Annotated in this window: 28 protein-coding genes; 25 read left to right on the top strand and 3 right to left on the bottom strand. The window is 45.2% G+C overall.

All coding sequences use genetic code 11. The annotated features are described in order from the left end of the window. The first annotated feature begins 77 nt into the window (after positions 1-77). Genes SBI19_RS13015 through SBI19_RS13005 form a run of 3 tightly spaced genes read left to right on the top strand, consistent with a single transcriptional unit; the run spans position 78 to position 3438 of the window. A complete protein-coding gene (locus SBI19_RS13015; protein WP_317968768.1) occupies positions 78-1802 on the top strand; it encodes an RsmF rRNA methyltransferase first C-terminal domain-containing protein in 1725 nt (574 codons plus the stop codon). 2 nt (positions 1803-1804) lie between these two features. After that, positions 1805-2578, top strand: a complete 774-nt coding sequence (locus SBI19_RS13010) for a pseudouridine synthase (protein WP_317968766.1) — start codon at positions 1805-1807, stop codon at positions 2576-2578. A 50-nt stretch (positions 2579-2628) separates the two neighbouring features. Next, positions 2629-3438 (top strand): Cof-type HAD-IIB family hydrolase, encoded by an 810-nt coding sequence (locus tag SBI19_RS13005; protein ID WP_317968764.1) that lies wholly within the window; start codon positions 2629-2631, stop codon positions 3436-3438. A 75-nt stretch (positions 3439-3513) separates the two neighbouring features. Here the strand turns inward: SBI19_RS13005 and SBI19_RS13000 are convergent, their stop codons facing one another. The 3 genes from SBI19_RS13000 to SBI19_RS12990 all read right to left on the bottom strand — a co-directional run bounded on the left by SBI19_RS13000 (position 3514) and on the right by SBI19_RS12990 (position 7339). Continuing rightward, entirely contained in the window at positions 3514-3612 is a 99-nt protein-coding gene (locus SBI19_RS13000; protein ID WP_006036210.1) for a hypothetical protein, read from the bottom strand. Positions 3613-3878: 266 nt separating this feature from the next. Beyond that, a complete protein-coding gene (locus SBI19_RS12995) occupies positions 3879-5339 on the bottom strand; it encodes an RsmB/NOP family class I SAM-dependent RNA methyltransferase (protein WP_317968762.1) in 1461 nt (486 codons plus the stop codon). 152 nt (positions 5340-5491) lie between these two features. Beyond that, positions 5492-7339, bottom strand: coding sequence for a DEAD/DEAH box helicase (locus SBI19_RS12990; protein WP_317968760.1), 1848 nt, complete (start codon positions 7337-7339; stop codon positions 5492-5494). 198 nt (positions 7340-7537) lie between these two features. On the opposite strand from SBI19_RS12990, the gene SBI19_RS12985 reads away from it, so the two are divergent. From SBI19_RS12985 to SBI19_RS12885, 22 genes are all read left to right on the top strand, one after another. Continuing rightward, positions 7538-7837, top strand: coding sequence for a hypothetical protein (locus tag SBI19_RS12985; protein WP_317968758.1), 300 nt, complete (start codon positions 7538-7540; stop codon positions 7835-7837). 932 nt (positions 7838-8769) lie between these two features. Further along, complete coding sequence (locus SBI19_RS29570; RefSeq protein WP_350340448.1) at positions 8770-9027, top strand: YcxB family protein; 258 nt, start codon at positions 8770-8772, stop codon at positions 9025-9027. 242 nt (positions 9028-9269) lie between these two features. Beyond that, on the top strand, positions 9270-9788 hold the full coding sequence (locus SBI19_RS12980; protein WP_317968756.1) for an SF0329 family protein: 519 nt from the start codon (positions 9270-9272) through the stop codon (positions 9786-9788). A gap of 1232 nt (positions 9789-11020) precedes the next feature. Next, positions 11021-11749, top strand: coding sequence for a suppressor of fused domain protein (locus tag SBI19_RS12975; RefSeq protein WP_317968754.1), 729 nt, complete (start codon positions 11021-11023; stop codon positions 11747-11749). Between the two features lie 82 nt (positions 11750-11831). Beyond that, positions 11832-12482: an HAD family hydrolase gene (locus SBI19_RS12970; protein WP_317968752.1), complete on the top strand. Its 651-nt coding sequence runs from the start codon at positions 11832-11834 to the stop codon at positions 12480-12482. 65 nt (positions 12483-12547) lie between these two features. Then, the gene (locus SBI19_RS12965) at positions 12548-13072 is read left to right on the top strand and encodes a hypothetical protein (RefSeq protein WP_317968750.1); all 525 of its coding nucleotides are present in this window, start codon (positions 12548-12550) and stop codon (positions 13070-13072) included. A gap of 216 nt (positions 13073-13288) precedes the next feature. Continuing rightward, entirely contained in the window at positions 13289-14068 is a 780-nt protein-coding gene (locus SBI19_RS12960) for a Cof-type HAD-IIB family hydrolase (protein ID WP_317968748.1), read from the top strand. 11 nt (positions 14069-14079) lie between these two features. Continuing rightward, a complete protein-coding gene (locus SBI19_RS12955; protein WP_317968746.1) occupies positions 14080-14820 on the top strand; it encodes an ADP-ribosylglycohydrolase family protein in 741 nt (246 codons plus the stop codon). Between the two features lie 279 nt (positions 14821-15099). Beyond that, a complete protein-coding gene (locus tag SBI19_RS12950; protein WP_317968744.1) occupies positions 15100-15597 on the top strand; it encodes a GNAT family N-acetyltransferase in 498 nt (165 codons plus the stop codon). A 33-nt stretch (positions 15598-15630) separates the two neighbouring features. Further along, positions 15631-15975 carry a hypothetical protein gene (locus SBI19_RS12945; protein ID WP_317968742.1) on the top strand — a complete coding sequence of 115 codons (345 nt, stop codon included), beginning with the start codon at positions 15631-15633 and terminating at the stop codon, positions 15973-15975. A gap of 45 nt (positions 15976-16020) precedes the next feature. After that, complete coding sequence (locus tag SBI19_RS12940; protein ID WP_317968740.1) at positions 16021-16656, top strand: hypothetical protein; 636 nt, start codon at positions 16021-16023, stop codon at positions 16654-16656. Between the two features lie 19 nt (positions 16657-16675). After that, positions 16676-17062: a DUF2500 domain-containing protein gene (locus SBI19_RS12935; RefSeq protein ID WP_317968738.1), complete on the top strand. Its 387-nt coding sequence runs from the start codon at positions 16676-16678 to the stop codon at positions 17060-17062. Positions 17063-17084: 22 nt separating this feature from the next. Further along, positions 17085-17642, top strand: coding sequence for a DMP19 family protein (locus SBI19_RS12930; protein ID WP_317968736.1), 558 nt, complete (start codon positions 17085-17087; stop codon positions 17640-17642). Positions 17643-17648: 6 nt separating this feature from the next. Next, positions 17649-18074, top strand: a complete 426-nt coding sequence (locus SBI19_RS12925) for an NUDIX hydrolase (protein WP_317968734.1) — start codon at positions 17649-17651, stop codon at positions 18072-18074. Positions 18075-18164: 90 nt separating this feature from the next. Beyond that, entirely contained in the window at positions 18165-18695 is a 531-nt protein-coding gene (locus tag SBI19_RS12920; RefSeq protein WP_317968732.1) for a hypothetical protein, read from the top strand. Positions 18696-18744: 49 nt separating this feature from the next. After that, the gene (locus tag SBI19_RS12915) at positions 18745-19182 is read left to right on the top strand and encodes a GNAT family N-acetyltransferase (RefSeq protein ID WP_317968730.1); all 438 of its coding nucleotides are present in this window, start codon (positions 18745-18747) and stop codon (positions 19180-19182) included. Between the two features lie 78 nt (positions 19183-19260). Then, positions 19261-19827: an HAD-IA family hydrolase gene (locus SBI19_RS12910; protein WP_317968728.1), complete on the top strand. Its 567-nt coding sequence runs from the start codon at positions 19261-19263 to the stop codon at positions 19825-19827. Positions 19828-19929: 102 nt separating this feature from the next. Further along, positions 19930-20367: a GNAT family N-acetyltransferase gene (locus SBI19_RS12905; protein WP_317968726.1), complete on the top strand. Its 438-nt coding sequence runs from the start codon at positions 19930-19932 to the stop codon at positions 20365-20367. A gap of 42 nt (positions 20368-20409) precedes the next feature. Beyond that, positions 20410-20916: a GNAT family N-acetyltransferase gene (locus SBI19_RS12900; RefSeq protein WP_317968724.1), complete on the top strand. Its 507-nt coding sequence runs from the start codon at positions 20410-20412 to the stop codon at positions 20914-20916. A 158-nt stretch (positions 20917-21074) separates the two neighbouring features. After that, positions 21075-21458, top strand: a complete 384-nt coding sequence (locus tag SBI19_RS12895) for a bleomycin resistance protein (protein ID WP_317968722.1) — start codon at positions 21075-21077, stop codon at positions 21456-21458. Further along, positions 21455-21652 carry a hypothetical protein gene (locus SBI19_RS12890; protein WP_317968720.1) on the top strand — a complete coding sequence of 66 codons (198 nt, stop codon included), beginning with the start codon at positions 21455-21457 and terminating at the stop codon, positions 21650-21652. The genes SBI19_RS12895 and SBI19_RS12890 overlap by 4 nt, the downstream gene beginning before the upstream one ends. 496 nt (positions 21653-22148) lie before the next feature. Continuing rightward, positions 22149-22574 (top strand): SRPBCC family protein, encoded by a 426-nt coding sequence (locus tag SBI19_RS12885; RefSeq protein WP_317968718.1) that lies wholly within the window; start codon positions 22149-22151, stop codon positions 22572-22574. Positions 22575-22836: the final 262 nt, after the last annotated feature.

Genomic DNA, 22836 nt, shown 5'->3' with positions numbered 1-22836 from the left:
TTTAATTTTGAAAGATGTTAGATTTTAAATATAACTAACGGGGTCAAAGGGGCAGCGCCCCTATTGGAGGACAATCGATGAAACAACAGTTGCCGGAAGCGTTCGTCGATGGCATGCGAACGCTGCTCGGCGAGCAATTCGATGCATTCATGGCATCCTACGATGCGCCGAGGTTGTACGGCCTGCGCTCGAACAGCCTGAAGATTGCTCCTGAGCAGTGGCGGCGGCAGTCGCCGTTCCAACTTCGCCCGATTCCATGGTGCGAGACGGGCAGCTATTATGATGGCGAAGACCGGCCAGGGAAGCATCCGTATTATCATGCGGGCCTCTACTATATCCAAGAACCAAGTGCGATGGCTCCTGTTGAGCTGCTGGACGTGCAGCCCGGGCATCGTGTGCTGGATCTGTGTGCAGCGCCTGGCGGCAAGTCGACGCAAATCGCAGCGAAGCTGCAGGGAGCTGGCGTGCTCGTCACGAACGATAACGCAGGGGAACGGACGAAGGCGCTCGCGAAGAACGTAGAGCTCGCTGGCGTCCGCAACGCGGTTGTACTGAATGAAGAGCCGGCATCGCTCGCACCGGTGTTCACAGGCTGGTTCGATCGCATTCTCGTCGATGCGCCATGCTCCGGCGAAGGCATGTTCCGCAAGGATGAGTCGATGATTGCCGCATGGGAGCGGCATTCGGTCGAGCGATGCGCAGGCATGCAGCGGGACATTGCGAAGCATGCAGCTAAAATGCTGGCGCCTGGCGGCATCCTTGTCTATTCGACCTGCACATTCTCCCCGGCGGAGAACGAGGTGCAGATTGCGGAGCTGCTTGCTGGCGACCTAGAGCTGGAGCGGGTTCCAATCATGCTTGCGCCTGGTTTCGTAGAAGGAAGTGCGGATTGGGGACAAGCTGGAGCGAAAGTTCTGGATGGCGTTGATAAACAAAAGCTTAGTGCAGCAACGGATTCCACCGCAATCGCTGAAACAGCTGCAACCGAAGCACCTGCTGGAGATGAGCTTGCTGGTACTTCGTTGAGCGATCGCGTTGCAGTATCGGGCATGGCGCGATTGTGGCCGCATTTGCTTAATGGCGAAGGGCATTTCATTGCAGTGGTGCGGCGGAAACTTCAGACCACGGATGGACAAGCTGGTGAAGAACGTGAGTCGAATGGTGCCGGCCATGACGAGACACTCGCTGCCAGCGAGCAGCCGATGGGAAGCGGGAAGCGCGATCGATTAGAGCGTCGCGAAGCAGGACGTGCGGGGCGCGATGATCGTTCTTCGCGCAGCGTCGGCAAAGGTGCAGCAGCGAGCAAGCACGCGAAGGGCGGCAAAGTTGGCGGCGGTGCATCTGCCGCTGCAGTGGACCCGGCGGAAGCGTGGCGAAGCTTTGCTAGCGAGCACTTGATCGGCGGGGACGAATGGCAAGGCCGACTTGTCGCATTCGGCTCGCGCGTGTATTGGCAGCCGGAAGGGCTGCCATCGCTGGACGGACTGCGAGTCGTTCGAGCAGGCTGGTATCTAGGCGATGCAGGGCCGCATCGATTCGAGCCATCGCAAGCGTTGGCGCTAGGCCTGCTTCGGAGCGAGATGAAGCGGTCGTGGAGCGGCAGCGCGGACGACGCGGCGATCGTACGATTTTTGAAAGGGGAAACGCTGCATCTGGCACAAGAGGAATTAACGGTTATCGGGGATGATACGCCGCTTAAGGGCTACACACTCATATGTGTCGATGGTTACCCAATCGGATGGGGCAAATATGCGTCTGGCATGCTCAAGAATGAGCTGCCGGCGGGTTGGAGATGGGTGTAACGATGGCGAAGAAAGGTAAGTCGGCAGCAGGAGCAAGGCTTCGGCTGGACAAGCTGCTGTCGAATATGGGCTATGGAACACGCAGCGAGATCAAGCGGGCCGTGAAGCAGGGCGTGGTCACGGTTGACGGCAAAGTGGTGAAAGACAGCGGCATGCAGATTCAGCCAAGCGAACAGCAGGTTGCTTATGCAGGCGAAACGGTTGTATACCGCGATGTCATCTATCTCATGATGCATAAGCCGCCAGGGGTCGTCTCGGCAACAGAGGATTCGCGTGATGAGACGGTCATCGATCTGCTGGAGACGGATGATCAGGTACTGTCTCCTTTTCCAGTCGGGCGATTGGATAAGGATACGGAAGGGCTGCTGCTGCTCACGAATGACGGCCAGCTCGCGCATGATCTATTGTCGCCGAAGAAGCATGTGCCGAAGACTTACATTGCGAAGATCCATGGCAGTCAGCCGGTGAGCCTGAATGATAAGAAACAATTCGAAGAAGGCGTCGAGCTGGATGATGGATATGTGACGCTGCCTGCGCAGCTTGTTGTTGATTCAGCGGAACTGCTCGGCGAGATCTATGAGTGCTGGATTACGATTACGATCCATGAAGGCAAGTTTCATCAGATCAAACGGATGTTCCAAGCGGTCGGCAAGCAGGTCGTCTATCTGAAACGGGTATCGATGGGCCCGCTCAAGCTCGATGAATCGCTTCCGATCGGTTCGTATCGTGAGTTGACTGAAGATGAACTTGAGCTGCTGCGAGCTCACAAGAATTAAGTCTTAACATAGTGATAAGTCTTAACAATACAGAGTGGAGAGTGAGAGACATGACAAGAGAAGTGCTGCCCTACGAGCTGATTGCATTGGATGTAGACGGAACGCTGCTAACGGACGATCACGAGCTGACAGAAGGCAATCGTCAAGCCGTGCGCGAGGCTGGGCTGAGAGGTGCAGAAATTATGGTGTGTACAGGCCGCGGTCCAGGCGGTGCTTTTCAAATTATGGATAAGCTTGGTCTGCAAGGCATCGTCATTACGCATAACGGCGCGGCAACGATCGATGCGGACGACAAACGCGTCGTGCATCAATATGAGTTCACGCAGGAGCAGGCAGTTCGTTATATGGATTACTGCTGGGAGCAAGGCATCCATTTTGACCTGAATACGGCGTTTGATCTGTATCTGTTCACGGAGCTGGATCAAGAGGGGCTCGATATGTATGCGAAATACGGAATCGTGCCGATCGTCATCGAGAAGGAACAGATTCCAGCAGGTCTTGTGAAAATGACGGTGTTCGCAGATCCGAAGACGCTCGACAAGGTTGAGGAAGAGTGGCGGACATGGGATACGGAGCTGCAAATTATTCGAAGCGGTGAATACTTCATCGATATTCAACATCCATCGGCGAACAAGGGAAGCGCGCTTGAGCAGTACGCGAAGCAGCAAAACATTCCTCGCGAGCGTGTGATGGCGATCGGCAACTATTATAACGATATCGGCATGCTGCATTTCGCTGGATTAGGCATAGCGATGGACAATTCGCCAGATGAAGTGAAGGAAGCGGCTGACGAACATACGCTCTCGAATGCCGAGGACGGGGTTATGCACGCGCTGAATAAGTTCGTCCTTAACGTATAACAGCATTGGAACGGAAAAAACGCCAAGCAGCGCGCTGCTTGGCGTTTCTCTTATGGTGTCGCAATGCTCAGGTGATTAGTACAAGATTCCGCGAGTAACAATTACCAGCAGAATGAACAGAACCAGGATGACACCTGCCGTCGTGAAACCTCCACCGCCGTATACACCGGACATGCGATATTCCTCCCTGACTCGAATTTCCGGCACCCAAGGCTGCTGTGTCTGTTGTTCGTCTTCCTTGCTGCTCGGTATACAGTATAATATGACGATCAGCCCGTAACGTTTGGACATTTGCCCTGTATTCTGCAAGTTTGGGCAGTAACCTATCGGTTCCTTGCAGGGGAAACGTTAATCGGTTGGAGGATGTTCGACCGTGCATGATGGCTGTATCGGAGACGACTGTCCGAGCTGCGGCAGGTGAACGGGACTTGTGTCGGCGGCTAGGTCAGACGGCGAAGGCCTTTAGGCAAATGGTTCTTGAGCTGCCCGCCGCTTGCTTTGGCCCAGCCGAGCGGGAAGCCGTCAACTGCAGCAATCGTCCAGCCGGACAGATTGCCGCTTGCGTCAGATAAGGCTTCTCCGCGCAGGTATGCAGCTGTCTCCGGGGCTTCCGCTTCGAAGCTGGCGAGCTGCGCCGCCTCTTCGGAGCGGATGGCGAGTGCGAGCGCATGTGCAGGCTCGATTCGCTTCGTCTTGAGTTCGCCAAGCTGCAGACCTGGCCGCACAACCTTCAATCCTTCGATGGAAGCGGCGCTGAAGCGGCCTTCGCGGTCATGAGGCAGCCAGTATAGCGCGTCTCCGAATCGAACCGGCTCGCCGGGGCCGAGCTTGAAGCCGGGCAGCGCCTCTACGGCGAACGCCTCGAACAGCGCCATGTCGGAGGCTAGAGAGCTGTTGCTGCCGCTGGACTTAGGCTTACCTTTGCCTCGCTGAGTTGCGTTTCGTTGATCTCTTTGACTTGTGGCGGCTTGGTTCATCGGCACGAAGATTGTGTAGCCCATTGATGCATCCTTCGTCAGCACGGCTACAAAGTGCCCCTCGCCTTCGCAGTGATGCGGCCACAGCCGCTCTGTCCGTTCAAGCTTGAATTCGGGATGCTTCGCTAGAAAAGCTTCCATTGCCAGCTCATTCTCTGATCGATTGAACGTACAGGTTGAATAGACGAGGCGCCCGCCGGGCTTCAACATAATCGCAGCGTGCTCGAGGATATCAGCCTGCCGATCCGCACACATCTGAACATGATCAGGCGACCATTCGCCGATGGCATCGGGGTCCTTGCGGAACATGCCTTCGCCCGAGCATGGCGCATCGAGCATGATACGATCAAAGAACAACGGGAAGCGGGCGGACAACACGTCTGGTGGCGCGCAAGTGACGACGGCATTGCGAATGCCGTACCGCTCGACATTCTCGCTCAGAATGCGGGCGCGTGCCGGATGAATCTCGTTGGAGATCAGGAGGCCCTCGCCTTGCATGCGGCCAGCGATCTGTGTCGTCTTGCCACCTGGCGCAGCAGCAAGATCGAGGATCGTCTCGCCTGGCTGCGGATCAAGCGCTTGAGCGGCCGACATAGCGGAAGGCTCCTGAATATAATAGATGCCGGCCTGATGGTAGGGATGCTTGCCGGGCCGCGTCGTTTCGTTATAGTAGTAACCTGTCTCGCACCAAGGGATGGGGCGGAGGGAGAACTGCTGCTTCAAGGCTTGAATTGCTGGCTGATTCGCATCATCGCTCAGTTTCAAAGGATTCAGTCGCAAACCATACGCTCGTGGAGCGTTGAAGCTGGCGAGAAATTCGTCTGCTTCTTTCACGCCGAGCAGCGCTTGCATCTGCTGAACGTAGCTGTCCGGCAAGGCGACCACGGATGATGCAGTTGTCTGGATATCGGATGATTCGGACAAAATAACGCAACTCCTTAAATAAAGTTGAACAAAATAAATGACATCGCAGCGGATATTTAGAGGACGTGTAACCAGAACAAGCCAAGGCTTCCTCGAGAGGGGCCTTGGCTTGCTGCTATGCGACTAGCACGAGCTCGAGCTACAGCCGGAGATTACCGTCCGCGACGTCCGCCATTGTTGTTGGAGCGGCCGCCGCTGCGACCGCCGCCATCCGAGCGACCGCGACCGCCTCCACGTGGAGCGTCGGAACGTCCGCGACCGCCAGCACCACCGCTGCGGCCTTCGGAGCTGCTACGATTGCCGCCGCCGCGGGAGCTGCCTGCTCCGCCGCGGCCGCTCGCTGGAGCGGAATCCCACGGATTCGCGCTGGCGTCGGCGCCACGTTTGCCTGCAAGGACGCTGCCGCCGGCGAACGATCCGCTGCGCGGTGCGGACGAACCGCCGCGTCCAGCTGGAGCATTACCGCCGCGTCCAGCTGGAGCATTACCGCCGCGTCCTGCAGGAGCATTGCCGCCGCGCGAAGATGAGCTGCCGCCACGACTGAGCGTCGGCGACGGCTCGTTCCAAGCGTCAGCATCGAAGCCACGTTTGCCAGTCGCGGAGCCGGAGCCGCCAGCGCGAGATGCGCCTCCGCGGCCTCCGCTCGCTGGAGCCGCGCTCCACGAGCTGGCCTTTGCAGCGCCACCACGTGCACCGCGTCCTTCGCCTGTTGCACCGCCACGTCCGCCGCGACCACCAGCACCGCCGGAACGTTGATCTGCGCCGCCTGCTCTGCCACGACCGCGTGGTCCGCCGCCGCGGCTTGCTGCTTCTCGCTCTTCCTGGGCACGTCGGCCTTGCTTGTCAGGCTTGACGCGAACGGGCAGATCGCCGCGCGCGACCGCCGAGTCGTCACGGCGCTCTATTCTCGTGTTGAGCGCGCGCTCGATGTGCGCCATCGATGCTGCGTCACGCGACGTCATCAGGGTGACAGACATGCCGGCGTTGCCAGCACGGCCCGTCCGGCCGATGCGGTGAACGTACGATTCTGCATCCATCGGCAGATCGTAGTTGAAAACGTGCGTCACGCCTTCGACGTCAAGACCACGCGCCGCAACGTCCGTTGCCACAAGAACCTGCAGTTTCGCATCACGGAATCGCTTCATGACTTGCTCGCGCTTCGCCTGCGACAGGTCGCCGTGCAGCTCGTCGCTCTCGATTCCTTGCTCTTGAAGCGCTTCGTTCAGTTTCTTCGCACGAACCTTCGTCCGGCAGAATACGACTGCGAGGTATGGACGGTAGCGTCCGATCAGCTCGATGAGCGTATCTTCCTTGCGGCGATCCGTCGTCTCGATTGCGATCTGCTTGATCGCATCGACCGTTATGCGTTCCGGCGTGATGCGTACATCTTCCGGTTTGTTCATATATTCGGAGCCGAGTCTGCGGATCGGGTCTGGAATCGTTGCGGAGAACAGCATCGTCTGCCGGTTCTGTCTTGGCATCTGCGCAATGATCGATTCGACATCCGAGAGGAAGCCCATGTGCAGCATTTGATCCGCTTCGTCGAGGACGAGCATGCGGACTTTGCCAAGCGTTACCGTCTCGCGGCGAAGATGGTCAAGCAGTCGTCCAGGCGTTGCGACGATAATATGCGGCTGGCGATTCGCCAGCTTGCGGATTTGCGATTCAACGTCCTGTCCACCGTATGCGGCGAGGACGCTTGCGCCTGCAGCGGGGGCGAGCTTCGCCATCTCCGCTGTAATTTGCAGCGCGAGCTCTCGCGTTGGCGTGAGCACGAGTGCTTGCGTTTGGTCTTTGCTTGTGTCGATGCGGGAGAGCAGCGGAAGCGCGAACGCAAACGTTTTGCCCGTACCCGTCTGCGCTTGAACGATGACGTCCAAGCCTTTCAACGCGAGCGGGATCGCTTTGGTCTGAACCGGTGTAGGCGCTGTAATCCCATATGATGTGAGAACACTCGTCAGCTCTTGCGAGACGCCAAGTGTTGCGAACGTAGTTGCCATTGTCGTTTAAACTCCTCTTGTATACGATCATCACGACCGTCTTAATCCTATCCAGTATACCAGTAACGGGGCGCTGGTGCACCTTTCCTTCATTATATGGCTTGGTTTGCAAGGTAAGGCTCCTATGCTATACTATTGCCGAACATAGGGTCTTCTAGGCGCTGCGGCATTGCGGGAGATAATGAGGGTGATGATAGCATGGCATTCGGCGTAAGCAGACAAGAGCTGCAGGAATGGAAGAAGTGCGTGCAGCGCGGCGAAATCGCTCTGCTGACACATTACTGGTACGATGAACGGTTTCCGGACAATCGGACGATTACGAAGGTCGGCTGCAATGATCTGGACCGACTAGCAGACTGGTGCCGAACGCAGGGACTCGATCCGAAGTACATTCATCGGCGGGAGAAGTTCCCGCATTTTGACCTGATCGGACCTAGGCAGCGGGTGATACTGGAGGAGCTTGGGCGGCGAGACTTGGTCGAGCGGTTTCGGATGTAAAAATAAATAAGGCGGACGTTCCGAAAGCATCGGAGACTTCTCATGGGAGAAGTCTCTTTTTTTGTTTGTTTTACAAATGATAGTTGCTTGCCATGTTCCAACTATATAAGTTCTCCCTGCAAGGTAGCACATGAAGCTCAGTCATTCGACTCTGGAATGCGATGCTGGCGGGACAGAGAGGTGTGAAAGAATTTGTTCATGGAACTTACGGCTAACTGTCAACAATATGAAGCATCGAGCCTTGAATGGTGATAATGCAAGGAGCAAAAGGAGAAGTGATGAATGAACATAATGATTTCGAAGATATGGGATTATATAGTAGAATATTCCATAGGTGATTAGTTGTATGAGTAGATTAGATGCATCTTGAAGGGGAGGTTACGATAAATTGCTGTAGAAGCTGAGTTAGAAGTGGTTACGATCTTGTTTAGGATACATATGACTTAGTCTTTGCTAAATACGCAGATCCACCCTCGCAGAACGCAACGATTATTAGGGCATCCAGACATTTCGGGAGACATGGACTTAAAGAGTAGATTTACGAAAGACAGAGAAATACTAGTAATCTGCGATTCGTGCAATACTCATGAAAAAACAATAAAGGATGATTGCAATAACTAACAATCCAATAATAATCAATACTAGAATTTCAGGAAAAGATATAACTGTTTTTCAAGTTTCATATTTAGTTAGACAATGGTATTTTGGTATCTTATTAATCATGTCTATTAGTTCAATTGGAATTATTATTAGCAGCTTAATTACTGGTAAACTATCGAAAGTACCGTCCCCAGCTTGGTTTTTCAGCCTTTTTACAGTTTCTTTTATACTAATTTTATTCATTAACTCCAAAAAGAGTATAAAGAATAAATTCATTAATGAAGTCGTATAAGATTTCTGATGAATGTTTCATCATGGAAACATAATCAACAATTCAAAAAATATTTTGGAAAGATTTTGATAAATATATCCTTACTAAAAGGTTTGTATATTTATTTGTTACTAATAATTCAGCACATTTAGTACCGATAGATGCACTTTCAAAAGATGAAAAACTATTTTTAATTCAAACTATTAAATCTAAAATAAGGAAACAGACATTGGGTTGCCTTTTTTATATTGTAATCTGTTTCATTTTGTTTTTTGTATTAGTTGGTGTAGTACAATATCTGTCAGTTAACTTATCGTGATTAATTATTGTAGGTGTTATCTATGAAGGCACGAACTGCAGATAATACCGTATTCACGCATCGGGCCATCCGGCCCTCGGTCCGGCAGAGGGATTTCGGGGAAGTGGAAGCAGCCGGACAACCCTGTACTGGCTAAGTCTCATGACCCGGGCTGGCGCCCTTAAGCCAGTGAGGGTTCGGGAATACAAAGACGTTAGGCGAAATTCCCTAAGGGCGAGGTGAGTGTAATGCGATGGAGTAAGATGAAAGAGCAAATCGAATCAAGGTTGTCAGATTCTCTGAAGAGTAGGGTCACATATAATAGTACACGATATAGAGGGACACATGATCAAGAAGGCAGGGCATGGATTACTTTGGATCATGAGGTTATTCATGATTTCTGTACAGTAAAGAGAAGTTACAAGTATAACAGCATAGCCAATGAAATTAGAACAGAGACGAATTCCATGGATTGGAGAGATCCAGAACAACAAGAAGGATACTATCTGGCATATACACAAGCTGATAAAGAGATGGAGAAGCAAGGAATACATAATCAATACGATTTTTACAGAGCTATACAAGAATATTTGAATTTATCAATTGAAGAGGCAATGAATTCAACAAACCCGATTATAAGGGCTATATCTTGTTTTGATAGGAGATTGGGAAAGAGAAGAATAATAAATCTATTAGAAGATGAAAACGTTATCGTAAAAAAGTTTTTAGAGATAAGGTTGGAAGCCGAGGGGATATTCAAGGATGAAGGGAACTTCGCCTAACACCATATTCACGCACCAGAATTAGTACCTTTAATTATCCCTAAAGATTGGAATGTAAAGTGGAATAACTTTACTCAATCTGGTCGAGATAATTTTATTGATGAAAACTATCAATTTGTCTGGGAATTTCAAGAAGACATTTTTTATTTTAGAAATGAAGAAAAGAAAAGAATCTTAGATCTAGGTTGGTTCCCATTCTTCTGGCATTTCTTCATCATTAGTAATTAATACTTGCACTAATCTCTATCTACCTTTGGGGTTGTGAGAAGGGGTTAAAAAGGGTTAGTGATGGGAAAATATAAAAATCAAACTATTTAAAAGTGCAAGGATAGATTGTTATTGTATATCGATTAAGAAGGGTGCTTCAGCTAACACCATAATCACGCTTAAGGATATTTGGCCCTCGTTCCGGCAGGGGAATTTCGAGGAAGTGTAAGCAGCCGGACAACCCTGCACTGGCTAAGTCCGGCGGACCCGGAGATGGCGCTCCTTAAGCCAGTGAGGGTTTGTGAATACAAAGACGTTATTCGAAAGGAATGAACAGATTGGAATTACAAACGAACAATATTACTTACTCAGTTGTGCTTCGTATTTGTTTTAGATTATATGGGATTTATTTATTTATTCCTGGTTTACTAAAATCACTTATATTGGTTCCAAGTATTATTATCGATTTCGAGACTCCAATTATTTTAATGTTCACTAAATTGGAAGATGCATTAACTGGGGTTACATACCTCGCTATTGGTATTATTCTATTTATCTTTGCTCCAATAATAAGTAACAAAATAATAGATAGTGAAAAACAGATATCAATCAGATCTGAGGAATTATCATTATTAGTTCAAATTGTACTGAAGCTAATTTTTATAATAATTCTTATTCAAGTATTAAGTACATTGACTGTTGCTTCAGTTTTTTTTATTGTACTTGGACTAACTGAATCATTCGAGATAAATGATACTACAAAATTGTTGGTGCCATTTATTTTTTTGGTACTATTATTAATATTTAATGCCAATATAAAGAGATTAACGAAAATTATTATTAAGTAATGTCTTTGGTATTTCAAAGAAGCCATTTCCGTCGTATAACACCAAATCCACGCATCGGGCCATCTGGCCCATAGTCCGGCACGGGCACTTCGAAGAAGTGACAACCAACTTCGTGATCCACTATATTCCAAAGTGATATGAGGTGATATTATTATAAAAAATGTATATGGAGGACATATGAGCCAAGAATTCTCGGAATCGGGACAACCTATCTATCGTCACAAACAAAGAACTAGTGATTTTGAATTCGCCCTGGCGAATGAGGTAATATTGACAGCTATTTCTGAACATGTAGAAAAACACATTGGTGCGATAGACCATGTATTTCATGAAATAATCTCTGATCTTATTCATCTCGATATTCTTGTAGTAAATCCGACAAAGGAAAGAAACTATTATACTTTTGTTACTTGCGGTATGAGTAATCTGCCAATGAATGTACCAGAAGGTGCAGAGGATTTTAAATATGCTGAATTGATGCTCTGTCTTCCTGCAAATTGGAATGTCTCTCAGGAATCCTTCGCTATAGAAGAGAATTACTGGCCAATTCGGTGGTTGAAGACGCTTGCAAGGCTGCCGCATGAATATAATACCTGGCTGTATCTAGCTCATACCGTACCGAATGGTGATCCTGCGGAACCTTTTGCATCGAATACATCGTTATCAGGAGTGATTCTAAACATTCCAACAATGGTTGATGATTTAAAAAGCTTCTTTACATTAAAGCTGCCCGACGACAATGAGGTGCACTTCTTCAGCTTAATCCCACTCTACAAAGAAGAAATGGACTTGAAACTGAAAAGTGGAGCTGAGGTTCTTTTTGAAAAGTTAGAAAAAGCAAGCGTTAATGAAGTGCTCAATATCAAACGAAAAAATGTAGCGAAAAAAGGATTTTTGTTCTTTTAGGGAGCCAGTGGTTCTCTTTTTTTATAGGGGTAGCAGCATGGAAAGCTAACTTCAATAGATGAACATATAAGGGAGATCTATCATGGAAGCTGTTATTTTTGATATGGATGGCGTACTTATCGATTCACATTCGATATCAAGTCAAATGCTATGTGAGACAGCGAATGGATTTGGTTGTAACTTAACGATCGATGAGATTAAAGCATGGGGGAGCTTAAGTTCCCGTCAGTTCTGGGCAAATGTTAAGAATGCGTATGACCTTTCTCAGAGTTTAGAAGAATTAATTCAGTCCTATAACGTCGATAGAGAAATTGAAAAATACAAAGAAATTGGTCTGATGCCAGGTGTGAAGAATCTACTTAAAGATATTAAAGCAGAAGGGATTAAGACAGCAATTGCTACTAGTGCATCAAGGAAACGCATGAATGCGGTGGTTACTATTTTTGAGCTAAGTGACTATTTTGATCAGTATGTATGTGATGATGAAGTAAAGATGTCGAAGCCAGATCCGGGAATATACCTTCTTGCAGCAAAGAAATTAGGTATAAATCCATCTTCATGTGTTGTAATAGAAGATTCCAATAATGGATTAAGATCAGCCAAATTCGCTGGAATGAAGTGTATTGGATTTAAGGGTTTACCCCATGTTAATGAAAACTTGGATGGGGCGGATAAATTAATAACTGAATTCATACAGCTCACTGTTAAAGATATTGAAACACTATGTAGATAGTTCAAGAAAGTGTTAGTGAATGTAGGAAAAATGTTGTAATAAGACATCTCTGGAGGAGGAACAAAATGCTCGTTATTCATGAATCGTTGTCCGATGTAGATATGAGCGCTACCGCAGAAAAATATAAGTACATGAAAGACGAATTACTGCACTTTTTGTTCGAGAATTTATATAACCTCTGTCAGCTGGAGAAAGAAATTTATATCCGCAGCGTACAACTAAATAACGAGAAGCTAGATTTGGGAATTCCCTCACATCAAACACACCCACATGATAAGGGATTATGGGCAGAGTATAAAGATCGCTATAGAGAGATGATTATGCCAATCTGTACGGAAACTTTAATAGCGCGTGGTTTTGCGGGATCTTTCGGAGAACCTGCCGAGTATGATTATCTGAATACTGGTTGCGAGAAGATCTTCTTTATCATGAAAAGCCGCAGTCGAGCAGTAGTGGAAATTCATTATGAATATGGGATTGGCAAGATGCATCAATTCGTATTGCAATTGAAAGATGGCGAATGGAAAATCAATGAGAAGAATTACGGTTTTACTAGTGAGATAGATCGTTGGCACAAAGACCATATCTAGGATGGCTGGCGCCCTTAAATATTAGAGGTGAAGACAATGCAGATTAAGATTATTTCTGACACAGATTACGTTGTCAATGACGTATCTATTAAAGATATTGAGAACCAAAGATATTGTGTCAATGACCCTGTTCTGGTAAAGAGATTTTAAATTATACCAATGGCTTAGATCAGTAAACCGGTGTAGGCTAATTCAAATTGCAGAGAGGTGATCGAGATGAACTTTCCATTGATCGTTCTAGATTTAGATGGCACACTGCTCAACTCGAATAAAGAAATATCTACCCGCAGCTATAACGCCATTATCCAATGTACACGCTTAGGAATGAAGTTCATCTTTGCGACAGCACGCCCTCCGAGAGCGGTCCGGTCATTCGTTAATGAAGAGCTGCTCGCATTAGGCTCTTTCATTTATTACAATGGCGCTTATATTGATTGCAAGCATACGGGAATCGAGGAACATGTACCAATTGAATCGGAGCTTACAGCTGAAGTGCTGGAATACTGTCTCCATCGCAATCCGGATCTGGATATAAGCGTGGAAGCGCAAGATGTATGGATAAGTGTAAGGGAACATGACTACACGGAAGTCATTAAGGTCGAAGACAGTCCGACAGTGAAGTCTCTGGAAGATCTCAAAACAGTTGAGGCCTCGAAGATCCTCTTCTCAGGAAACATCGATATGGATTTATTCCAGGCGAAATTTAATACGAGATTAAATATTCTAACGACAGACAATGGAAAGCTTGTTCAGCTCTCATCGCCAAGGGCTTCAAAGGAAAATGCTGTATCGGTCCTGTGTAAGGCGATGAACATTTCACTCGAGAACGTCATGGTTTTTGGTGATGATTTTAATGATATAGGATTGTTTAGATCATGTGGGTGGCCCGTTGCAATGGGAAATGCAGTTGACGAGTTGAAACATATAGCTAAAGAGATTACGGAAACGAATGATAATGATGGTGTGGCTGTAGTTCTCGAGCGATTATGTAGATAAAGGAGAAACCTATGTTAGGTGCCATTATAGGTGATGTAATAGGCTCAGTTTACGAATGGCACAATACTAAATCTACAGAATTTAGCTTATATAACAGATTTACCAGATTCACTGATGATACAGTGCTGACAATAGCCATTGCAGATGCAGTGTTATGTAGACAGAAACATAAAAATAAGATTACAGATTACTTTGCTAGTAAGAAACTATATGCCAACAGACTTCGTCATTACTATTATCAATTCCCTGATGCTGGGTATGGACAGAAATTTGAGGAGTGGGCAAGGCAGAGAGATGCTAAACCATATAAAAGTTATGGGAATGGTTCTGCCATGAGAGTTAGTCCAATTGGCTTCGCTAGTCAATCATTGGAGGAAGCGCTGCTCGAATCCAAAAGGTCAGCTCTTGTGACACATAATCACAGAGAAGGAATTAGAGGGGCGCAAGCGATCGCAGCAGCTGTGTTCCTGGCAAGGACCGGTTCCCCCAAAACGGATATTAAGAAGTTTATTCAAAAGAGATTCAACTATAATTTGGAACAAAAACTAGATCAAATTAGACCCAATTATACATTTGATCCTAGCTGTCAGGGATCAGTGCCTCAAGCGATCATAGCTTTTATGGAATCCGAAAATTTTGAAGATGCAATTCGTAAAGCGATATCACTCGGAGGAGACAGCGATACGATTGCTTGCATGACGGGTGGAATTGCACAGGCCTTTTATAAGGAAATGCCAAAGGAAATGGTTTAGGAAGTATGGTTAAAGCTAGACCCGGGCTTTAGAACGATGATTAGACAGTTTAATGATAAGTATGAAATCACAGTGTGAGTTTACAGAGAAATGTCTGAGTAGATATCTTAAAGCGTTAATCTATCATATATTCAAATACGCAACTATGATGTAAAATATAACCATTCAACGAAGAAAGAGAGAAGAAATTCTCTCTTTCTTTATTTTGGAAGAAAGAGCGGGCAGAGTAAAAATCGAGCGTTGCATTCATACATCCCATCGGAAAAGGAATGACTTATATTGAGTACGATAACCTTTGAAGAAATAACGACAGAACACATCCATGCAGTTAAAGAGATTTATAACTATTATGTGCTGAACTCGACCATATCTTTTCATACAGAACCATTAAATTCGGATCAAATGAAAGAGTCAGTGCTTAATAAGAACGCAAGATTTAAATCATTTCTAATATCAGATGATCAACAATTAGTCGGTTATGTCTTACTTACGCAATACAAAAATAAGCAGGCTTACGATGTCAGCGCTGAAGTGACTATATATTTGGAACCTAATTACCTAGGGCGAGGAATCGGAAGCCATGCGCTCTCCTTTATTGAAGGCATAGCGAAGGAACAAGGCTTCCATACACTCATAGCAACGATTTGCATGGAGAACGCTCGAAGTATCAAGCTTTTCGAGAAAAACGGATATACGCAATGTGCGTTGTTTAAAGAGGTCGGGTATAAATTTGAACGCTGGTTGGACATTGGCAGCTTCCAGAAGGTATTGTCTTGATCGCTGTTCATTGAAAGGCAAAGGGGGATATTAATGAGACGATGGAAGATTGTTGGACTTGTAGTCGTCTTGTTATTGGGAAGTGTTATCTTCTATTTTCTTAATACACGAATCTGGATCGATAAATTTGAAATGAATGGTGACACCATCATATTCGAGAATCATGTTTATGTCAGTAAAGGTACCTTATCCGAATCTGATACAGACAATCTGGGTAAGAAGATTGGTGTTGCGGCAGACGGGAAGAGGACATTGACTGATTATATTTGGCCGGTCTGGATTTATGAATATAAAGATGATAGAGAACAACATAACCGTATTTTTGCTAAGGGACTCATGGACCTTGGAACGGTCTATTTGAAACAGGCTCAGCAGTGAGTTTGATATTTATAAGTTGCAGAGCAGAGCTTAAAGGAGAATCAGATGACTACAGTAGGGATCCTAGGGACGATACATAATGAACAATTAAGAGACCGATATAATTGCACGCTAGCTCTCTATAGAGAACTTATTACAGCGTTTAATCCGGATATTATTTGCGGTGAAGTACACCCCCATAGTTGGCTTAAGTATCTGAAGGATCGCAATGATAAGGGCTATTGGGGAGAGCCGGCAAGCGAGTATTGGGAGTTAATATTTCCACTATGCGAAGAACGCGGGATCGATTTTGTGCCTATCGATTGGTTTGAATTAGATGTCTGGAACAACTTTGATCCGTTCAACGGTTATTCGGAAGAGAAGCGAAGAGAATTAGAGCAGATGGATGATGATTGGTTTATGAGACAAATGAATACCCATGTCAAGGGGAAGATTCCATTCAATTCGACTGAATTTGATGAAATAACAAGGATGAAATATGAGTGGTTATATCAAATCAATCCCAAAGCTCAAAATATGAGATGGACCATAAGAAATCAAATCATGATTCAAAGAGTTAAGAATACTTATGAGCAGCATCCGGGGGCAAGGATTCTATGTATTGTGGGAGCAGATCACAATTACATTTTCCAAGAGGAATTATGTCAGGAGCCCATTAATCTGCTGTATCCACTAAGATAGTTCGAATGAGGTGTACGGGATGAATAATTACGGCGAACCAAATGGATTTTTTGATTTTCTAGATGAGATTCCGCTGTTCTTCAAACTATTCGGAGGAACTCTCTTTATTATCGTAGTTGGAGCGTTCGGTTATGTCATCATTAAAGGGTTGTCAGGATGGGCCTCGAATAACGCTGCTCAGATAATGACGAAGCGATGTAAAGTCACAGATAAGAGAACAGAGGTATGGGGCGGATCAGGTGAATCCAGTGCCAATACGAGTTATTACATAACGTTTGAATTTGAAGACCATTCAAGAATTGAATTGCCTATAAGGGATAACCAATTCGGATTGATTTCAGTTGGCGATCAAGGCAATCTAACTTATCAAGGTACGCGGTTTAAGGCGTTTAATAGAGATCTATAAGAGGCATAAAGGGGACTACCCTATGAATATTAAAAACAGTTTAATGAATTTGCTGCCGTTTCAATGGTTAGAAAATGCTTCTGCGGATGATCTCCTTCAGCATCTTGGGACAACCAGTTACAAAAAAGAGTTCTCCATTCTGTATTCTGAATCTGTATTTAGAAAGCTTCCGAGATTGATTCAAGATGTTTATCTAATCGTTGAATTCGATATTTCTCTTCAAATGAGTGGCATCTTCGGCTTTATTGAAAATAGCCAATATATCAATGAAACAATTGAGACGCTGCGTAGAATTGGAGCTAGTGAAGACTCAGAAATTCTTCTGAAAATTAGAGATTTGTTAAGCAACGAGAAGGGGAAAATGTTTGAATTCAGAAGCAACCATAATAAGGTGAAATTGTTTCAGATAACAACCTTCAAACAAAGACATAACAATTTGGATGATGAAGTGGTAGAGAAGATAGGCATTGAAGCTGACAATTTATATCTGTATCACAATGATCGGAATATATTTGATTATCTGTTGAAACATATTGATGCATATAAGCACAAGTTATTTGAAGAGATCTATAAGAGGTGAACAATCATGCATCCTCCGAAGCATATCGTTTCTGCAGCTGCGATCGTATTAAATGATAATAATGAGTTATTACTTATAAAAGGCCCAAGAAGAGGTTGGGAAATGCCAGGCGGCCAAGTGGAAGTGGGAGAATCAATAAGCAAGGCCGCGATTAGAGAGACGAAGGAAGAAGCGGGAATTGATATCGAGATCGTCAGATTTTGTGGGATATTTCAGAACCTCGGAAATTCGATATGCAACACCTTATTTCTTGCAAAACCAATCGGCGGTGAACTAACACCGTCAGTGGAAAGCTTGGAAGTCGGATTTTTCCCGCTGGAGCAGGCATTAGAGATGGTGACTTGGAGAAATTTCAGACAAAGAATTGAGTGTTGTTTACGTATAGAAGAACAGCCGTTTTGTATCGAGTTTAACGATGAGACCAATATTTGAGAATGGCATGCAACATCAAAGCGTGACGCTGCATGGAAGATAGTAAGAGTTTATTTTGTCAGAAAATAAATGGTTGAAGATGGTGTTAGTATGGACGAGCAATTGACAAGAGCCAAGGAACTGTTCACTTCCTATGACGGAAGTACATTCCATATGTATCGTGCAGGGCATCTAGAAGAATACAAACAGTATGAGATTCCCAAACAACTGGAGCTTGACTGGTTTAACGAAATGATTGCCCAATACTCGAGGGAACTTTCCATTACAGACTGGAAAGCAGTAACTCGTTTAAGTGCTATTGCAGCTAACTGTCAGAATGAGAGGATCCTCAAGAACGTGTTGTCATTCGCTTCACGAAATGTACTGAGCTCCGATAGCATAGTCAAGCTCATGTATGCAGAAGGAATACTTGAGATTATTCATAAGATCAAGTCAGTATTGCCTGATGATCGCAAACTAGAAGCATACAAAACAACACATATGTTACTTGAAGATATCATCAACAAGCCATTAATCATTGACCCCGGACATGAACTGGAGCAATTCAACCTGCGAGATAAGAAGTCGTTAAACGAGCGAGCCAAGCGAAGTATGGAGAAGATCGTGGCTGACCTTGGATGATATGTTGAAGCGGGAGAGGCAGCTTCGCATGCATAGGAGGACATTGAAGATGATAAGAGAAGCTGAAGCACATGATACAGCTGCGTTATACCGACTTTATCGAATGCTCCTCCCAAATAGCAGACAATTAAATGTGGTAGAGGAAAGAATAATTGAAATCCGAAACAATACCAACAATTTTATTTTTGTCTATGAAGAAAACAATGAGCTGCTAGGTACCTTGACGCTTACCATTTGCTTGGAAGCCCTGCACGGATCGATGTCGTATGGTGTGATTGAGAATGTAGTAGTAGATGAATCAACTAGAGGGAACGGGATTGGCAAGAAACTAATGGATCACGCTGAAGACTATTGTAGAAGGATCAAGTGCTCCAAGCTTATGCTGCTTAGTAGTTCACAACGAGAGCGAGCCCATCAATTCTTTGAAAGTGTAGGTTACGATCAAACAGTCAGTAAAGCATTTAAGAAATATCTACGATATGAATAAAAACGGAAGGCTAATCAGTCCGCCAAGGCGATGTAGAGAAAGAGGCCGCAGCCATTACGTATAGAAAGAGACTGATGAATGAATATACTATGGGACTTTGATGGTACATTGTTTGATACATACCCAGCATATACGGATATTATGTATGATGTATTGAATGGTCATTTCGCCAAACAAGAGATATTAGCCCATCTTAAGAACTCTTTTACCCATACTGTTAAATTCTACGGTTTATCTGAGCAGCAAATTAAAAAAAACTTTGCTTTAGAGAAAGAACTGGACCCTGCGGAAACCCCGCCGTTTCCCTACGTTGAGAATGTATTAAAGCTAGCAGATGTGAATGTGATGATGACGCATAAACCGCGCAAAGAAGTATTGAGGATTTTAAACTATTACAATTGGACGGACTACTTTACTGAAATCGTTGCCATAGATGATGGATATCCGAGGAAACCAAATCCCTCCTCCTATATCTATCTGAACGAAAAGTACAGACTAGACTTAGTAATTGGTGACCGTGAGATTGATATTCTTCCGGGGCATGAAATCGGGATTAAAACATGTTTATTTCAAAACCGTACTCCTGGAGCAGATTGTTATCTGGACACTTATGAAGATTTCGCTGCGAAATGCCTTCAGCGCTGATGCTGATAGGTTACAACAAAGAAGATGAGCATGATTTCCGGATTTATATGAGTTGATCGAAAATCGAACCATAAGAGACAAACATAAATTGGAGTGAATGAGATGTCATTAATCATTACTAGCAATAATGATTCCTCTAGTAAAGACTACGTTAGAAACAAGATGTCAGCGTTCAATTATATGCATTTTCCTGATGATCTGAAAGGTCGTTATGAGGAGCTAGGTTTGTACTTAGTTAATGATGCTGGCGATGTGTTCGGAGGTATCGTCGGAGAGTTTTGTTGGAACTGGTTAGAGATTCATTACTTATATGTTGAAGAAAAATTTCGGCACGCTGGGTATGGCAGAGCGCTCCTAAGGGAAGCTGAGAAGATGGCTAGAGAGAAGCAATGTGACTTTATAAAGCTGGATACATTGAGTTTCCAGGCGTTGGACTTTTATCTGAAAGAGGGCTTTCAAGTCTACGGTACAATTGAAAACGCCGGGAGGCATACGCACTATTATTTGAAGAAAGATATCGTGGATATGATCAACTCCTAGGTAAGGGGCGAACATCAGTGAATCCAAAAGGTGGACAACAAATTGAAATACCCAACTATCGAGACAGAACGTTTATTCATGAGAGAACTCACGCTTGAAGATGCAGAAGCGGTTTATAGACATTTTGCAATAGCAGAGGTTACGCAATTTATGGATATCGATGTATGCAAAGATCGGCAAGAGGCCGAAGAGATCATTGCATTTCATATCGAGGATTCGGGTTGCAGATATGGACTATTCGACAGAGAAGATAATGAACTAATTGGAACATGCGGGTTTCATTGCTGGTCGAATGAAGGCGATGAAACGAAGGCTGAGATTGGGTTCGACTTGTCACCGAGTTATTGGGGAAAGGGCTTGATGCAAGAAGCGCTCAGGGAACTCATCCAGCTCGGGTTCGATGGTATGAAGTTAGATTACATCGAGGCAACCACCGAAATTGATAATGTTCAATCACAGAAACTATTACAGCGAATGGGGTTTATGCGTGAAGACGAATTGAAGGATAATTTATTCTATTTCACCTTGAGGGATACAAGAAAAAGCTAGGTATTGTTAGCTGATGACATGAACCCAATATCAATACAGATGTGCTCGCTCCGTAACGAAGAGTTAGGGCTGCTTGCACAATATAATAAGCTCATAGAAGATGAGCAGCATTATAGCGAGAGAAGTATATACGTGAGATTCAAGCGAGGTGATTAAATATGCTGAAAGGATATGCTCAATGTCAGATTACGATATTGCCGGTGAGAGATTTCAAAGAGTCACTAGCGTATTACACGAATGTACTTGGTTTCGAAGTCGCTTGGATTTGGGATGAGGACGGTTACGGAGCCGTGACCTGCGGTGGGGTTGAGATCCATTTGGACAGACAGGATATTGTGGTGCCCTATAGATCATATCTATTCGTAGAAAATGCCGATGAAATCTATGCTTTCTACAAGGAGCAAGGAGTCCGCGTTATCACAAAAATTGAATCCAAGCCGTGGGGAGTTCGAGAGTTTACGTTTGAAGATCTTAATGGACATTTGTATCGAGTAGCAAGCAGCGAAGAGAAGGATGACAATAAGAATGGAGACGGAATATGATTGTTTTTGCTTTCATCGGCGTCTATATGATGCCTGTGATCGGTTTCCTGTTTATCGTTCTCTTGCTGCGGGCTATTCAGAAGATCGTTAACAAAAAACCGTATACCGTTGAGCTGGTTTGGAGCGGGCTGCTCTTTGCTTTAATTGTTTGGACATTATCGATGTTAGCGCTAGTGAATGAGTGGAGTAATTGAAGTGGGCAATCAATAGTCATCGCGGAGTTCTTGATGGCTGAGATTAACTCGCCTCGATTTAAAGATGGAATCATGGCTGCGCTAGGCAAGCATGATGTTCATGTAATCACTAATCCTAATATAGATAGAGATAACGAGAACCTAATCCGCAGAGATATTCTTGGCCTAACGAGGGGATATGGATTCAATCGAGATTTGTTTGAACAATTTCCTTCTGATGTTCAATGGTATCTCGCAGTAATTGGTAAACAAGAGTTGAGTAAGGTCGAATACATAAATTATAGTTATTGGAATGAGCTATCCGATGCGACGAGGCTCCCATCATGTGTAGCTATTAGAAGGGCACGCACGGATCACGGCTTATTTTATAGAGTCGGATTGGATTCCAGATGAGTCGGAAGTATAGATCGGTTATTCGGAGAGTTTTGTGGAGTGGGAGTTGTATTGAAACCAGATCGACCGGAACTCATCAGACTATGAGAAATGAGGTATCATCATGCAGAATAAAGTCGTTGGACAAACGTTAAGTTCTGGCTATCAGATTGGCGTTAGAAGAACGCTAGACCTATCAGTAGAGGAAGCCTGGAACCTGATAACTTCACCGCAGGGGGTTCTATTATGGCTCGGAGAAGTTACTTCTGATGTCACTTTCGAGAAAGGGCATCAATTTCATACTAAACCAGGGATTTCAGGTGAGGTTCGTACGGTGAATAAGTTTCAGAATATACGACTGACCTGGAAGCTAGCGAACTGGGACAAGCCCTCGACGCTCCAAATACGGACGATTGCAAAGGGAAGCGATCGCACAACCATTAGTTTTCATCAAGAGAATCTGAGTGGTGCGGAAATTAGAGAAGAGCTGAAGATTTTGTGGGAGGATGTACTGGATCGATTGAAGAAAATGATTGAGCAAGCCCCCTAAGCAGTTATTTAACCGCAAACAACAGCATTGTGTAATAGATCGAACGTATAAATTGTAAATATAAATGGGGCCGAATAATGGCTGATATAAGTTTTTTGAAATTAATTTATCAAAAACACTTGCGGAATTCTATAAGTGCATGGTATATTCTAATTCCGGCCGAGAGAAACACGCCGGCAACGAGAAACACAATGCGAAATGAATTGTTCTTTGAAAACTGAACAACGAGCGAAACTGTCAGTTTAAATGTTTTAAATGAGCT

This window comes from Paenibacillus sp. CCS19 (assembly GCF_033239625.1).
Taxonomy (GTDB): domain Bacteria; phylum Bacillota; class Bacilli; order Paenibacillales; family Paenibacillaceae; genus Paenibacillus_T.
This window is presented reverse-complemented; position numbering and strand designations above follow the sequence as displayed.

Bases quoted from the DNA above. Each gene is read 5' to 3' on its own strand.
- SBI19_RS13015 (WP_317968768.1), top strand. From the start codon at position 78: ATGAAACAACAGTTGCCGGAAGCGTTCGTCGATGGCATGCGAACGCTG.
- SBI19_RS12885 (WP_317968718.1), top strand. From the start codon at position 22,149: ATGCAGAATAAAGTCGTTGGACAAACGTTAAGTTCTGGCTATCAGATT.
- SBI19_RS12930 (WP_317968736.1), top strand. From the start codon at position 17,085: ATGAATATTAAAAACAGTTTAATGAATTTGCTGCCGTTTCAATGGTTA.
- SBI19_RS12925 (WP_317968734.1), top strand. From the start codon at position 17,649: ATGCATCCTCCGAAGCATATCGTTTCTGCAGCTGCGATCGTATTAAAT.
- SBI19_RS12910 (WP_317968728.1), top strand. From the start codon at position 19,261: ATGAATATACTATGGGACTTTGATGGTACATTGTTTGATACATACCCA.
- SBI19_RS12945 (WP_317968742.1), top strand. From the start codon at position 15,631: ATGAGACGATGGAAGATTGTTGGACTTGTAGTCGTCTTGTTATTGGGA.
- SBI19_RS12960 (WP_317968748.1), top strand. From the start codon at position 13,289: ATGAACTTTCCATTGATCGTTCTAGATTTAGATGGCACACTGCTCAAC.
- SBI19_RS12890 (WP_317968720.1), top strand. From the start codon at position 21,455: ATGATTGTTTTTGCTTTCATCGGCGTCTATATGATGCCTGTGATCGGT.
- SBI19_RS12905 (WP_317968726.1), top strand. From the start codon at position 19,930: ATGTCATTAATCATTACTAGCAATAATGATTCCTCTAGTAAAGACTAC.
- SBI19_RS12985 (WP_317968758.1), top strand. From the start codon at position 7,538: ATGGCATTCGGCGTAAGCAGACAAGAGCTGCAGGAATGGAAGAAGTGC.
- SBI19_RS12980 (WP_317968756.1), top strand. From the start codon at position 9,270: ATGAAAGAGCAAATCGAATCAAGGTTGTCAGATTCTCTGAAGAGTAGG.
- SBI19_RS12940 (WP_317968740.1), top strand. From the start codon at position 16,021: ATGACTACAGTAGGGATCCTAGGGACGATACATAATGAACAATTAAGA.
- SBI19_RS12965 (WP_317968750.1), top strand. From the start codon at position 12,548: ATGCTCGTTATTCATGAATCGTTGTCCGATGTAGATATGAGCGCTACC.
- SBI19_RS13010 (WP_317968766.1), top strand. From the start codon at position 1,805: ATGGCGAAGAAAGGTAAGTCGGCAGCAGGAGCAAGGCTTCGGCTGGAC.
- SBI19_RS12915 (WP_317968730.1), top strand. From the start codon at position 18,745: ATGATAAGAGAAGCTGAAGCACATGATACAGCTGCGTTATACCGACTT.
- SBI19_RS13000 (WP_006036210.1), bottom strand. From the start codon at position 3,612: ATGTCCGGTGTATACGGCGGTGGAGGTTTCACGACGGCAGGTGTCATC.
- SBI19_RS12975 (WP_317968754.1), top strand. From the start codon at position 11,021: ATGAGCCAAGAATTCTCGGAATCGGGACAACCTATCTATCGTCACAAA.
- SBI19_RS12970 (WP_317968752.1), top strand. From the start codon at position 11,832: ATGGAAGCTGTTATTTTTGATATGGATGGCGTACTTATCGATTCACAT.
- SBI19_RS12895 (WP_317968722.1), top strand. From the start codon at position 21,075: ATGCTGAAAGGATATGCTCAATGTCAGATTACGATATTGCCGGTGAGA.
- SBI19_RS12920 (WP_317968732.1), top strand. From the start codon at position 18,165: ATGGACGAGCAATTGACAAGAGCCAAGGAACTGTTCACTTCCTATGAC.
- SBI19_RS13005 (WP_317968764.1), top strand. From the start codon at position 2,629: ATGACAAGAGAAGTGCTGCCCTACGAGCTGATTGCATTGGATGTAGAC.
- SBI19_RS12935 (WP_317968738.1), top strand. From the start codon at position 16,676: ATGAATAATTACGGCGAACCAAATGGATTTTTTGATTTTCTAGATGAG.
- SBI19_RS12955 (WP_317968746.1), top strand. From the start codon at position 14,080: ATGTTAGGTGCCATTATAGGTGATGTAATAGGCTCAGTTTACGAATGG.
- SBI19_RS12990 (WP_317968760.1), bottom strand. From the start codon at position 7,339: ATGGCAACTACGTTCGCAACACTTGGCGTCTCGCAAGAGCTGACGAGT.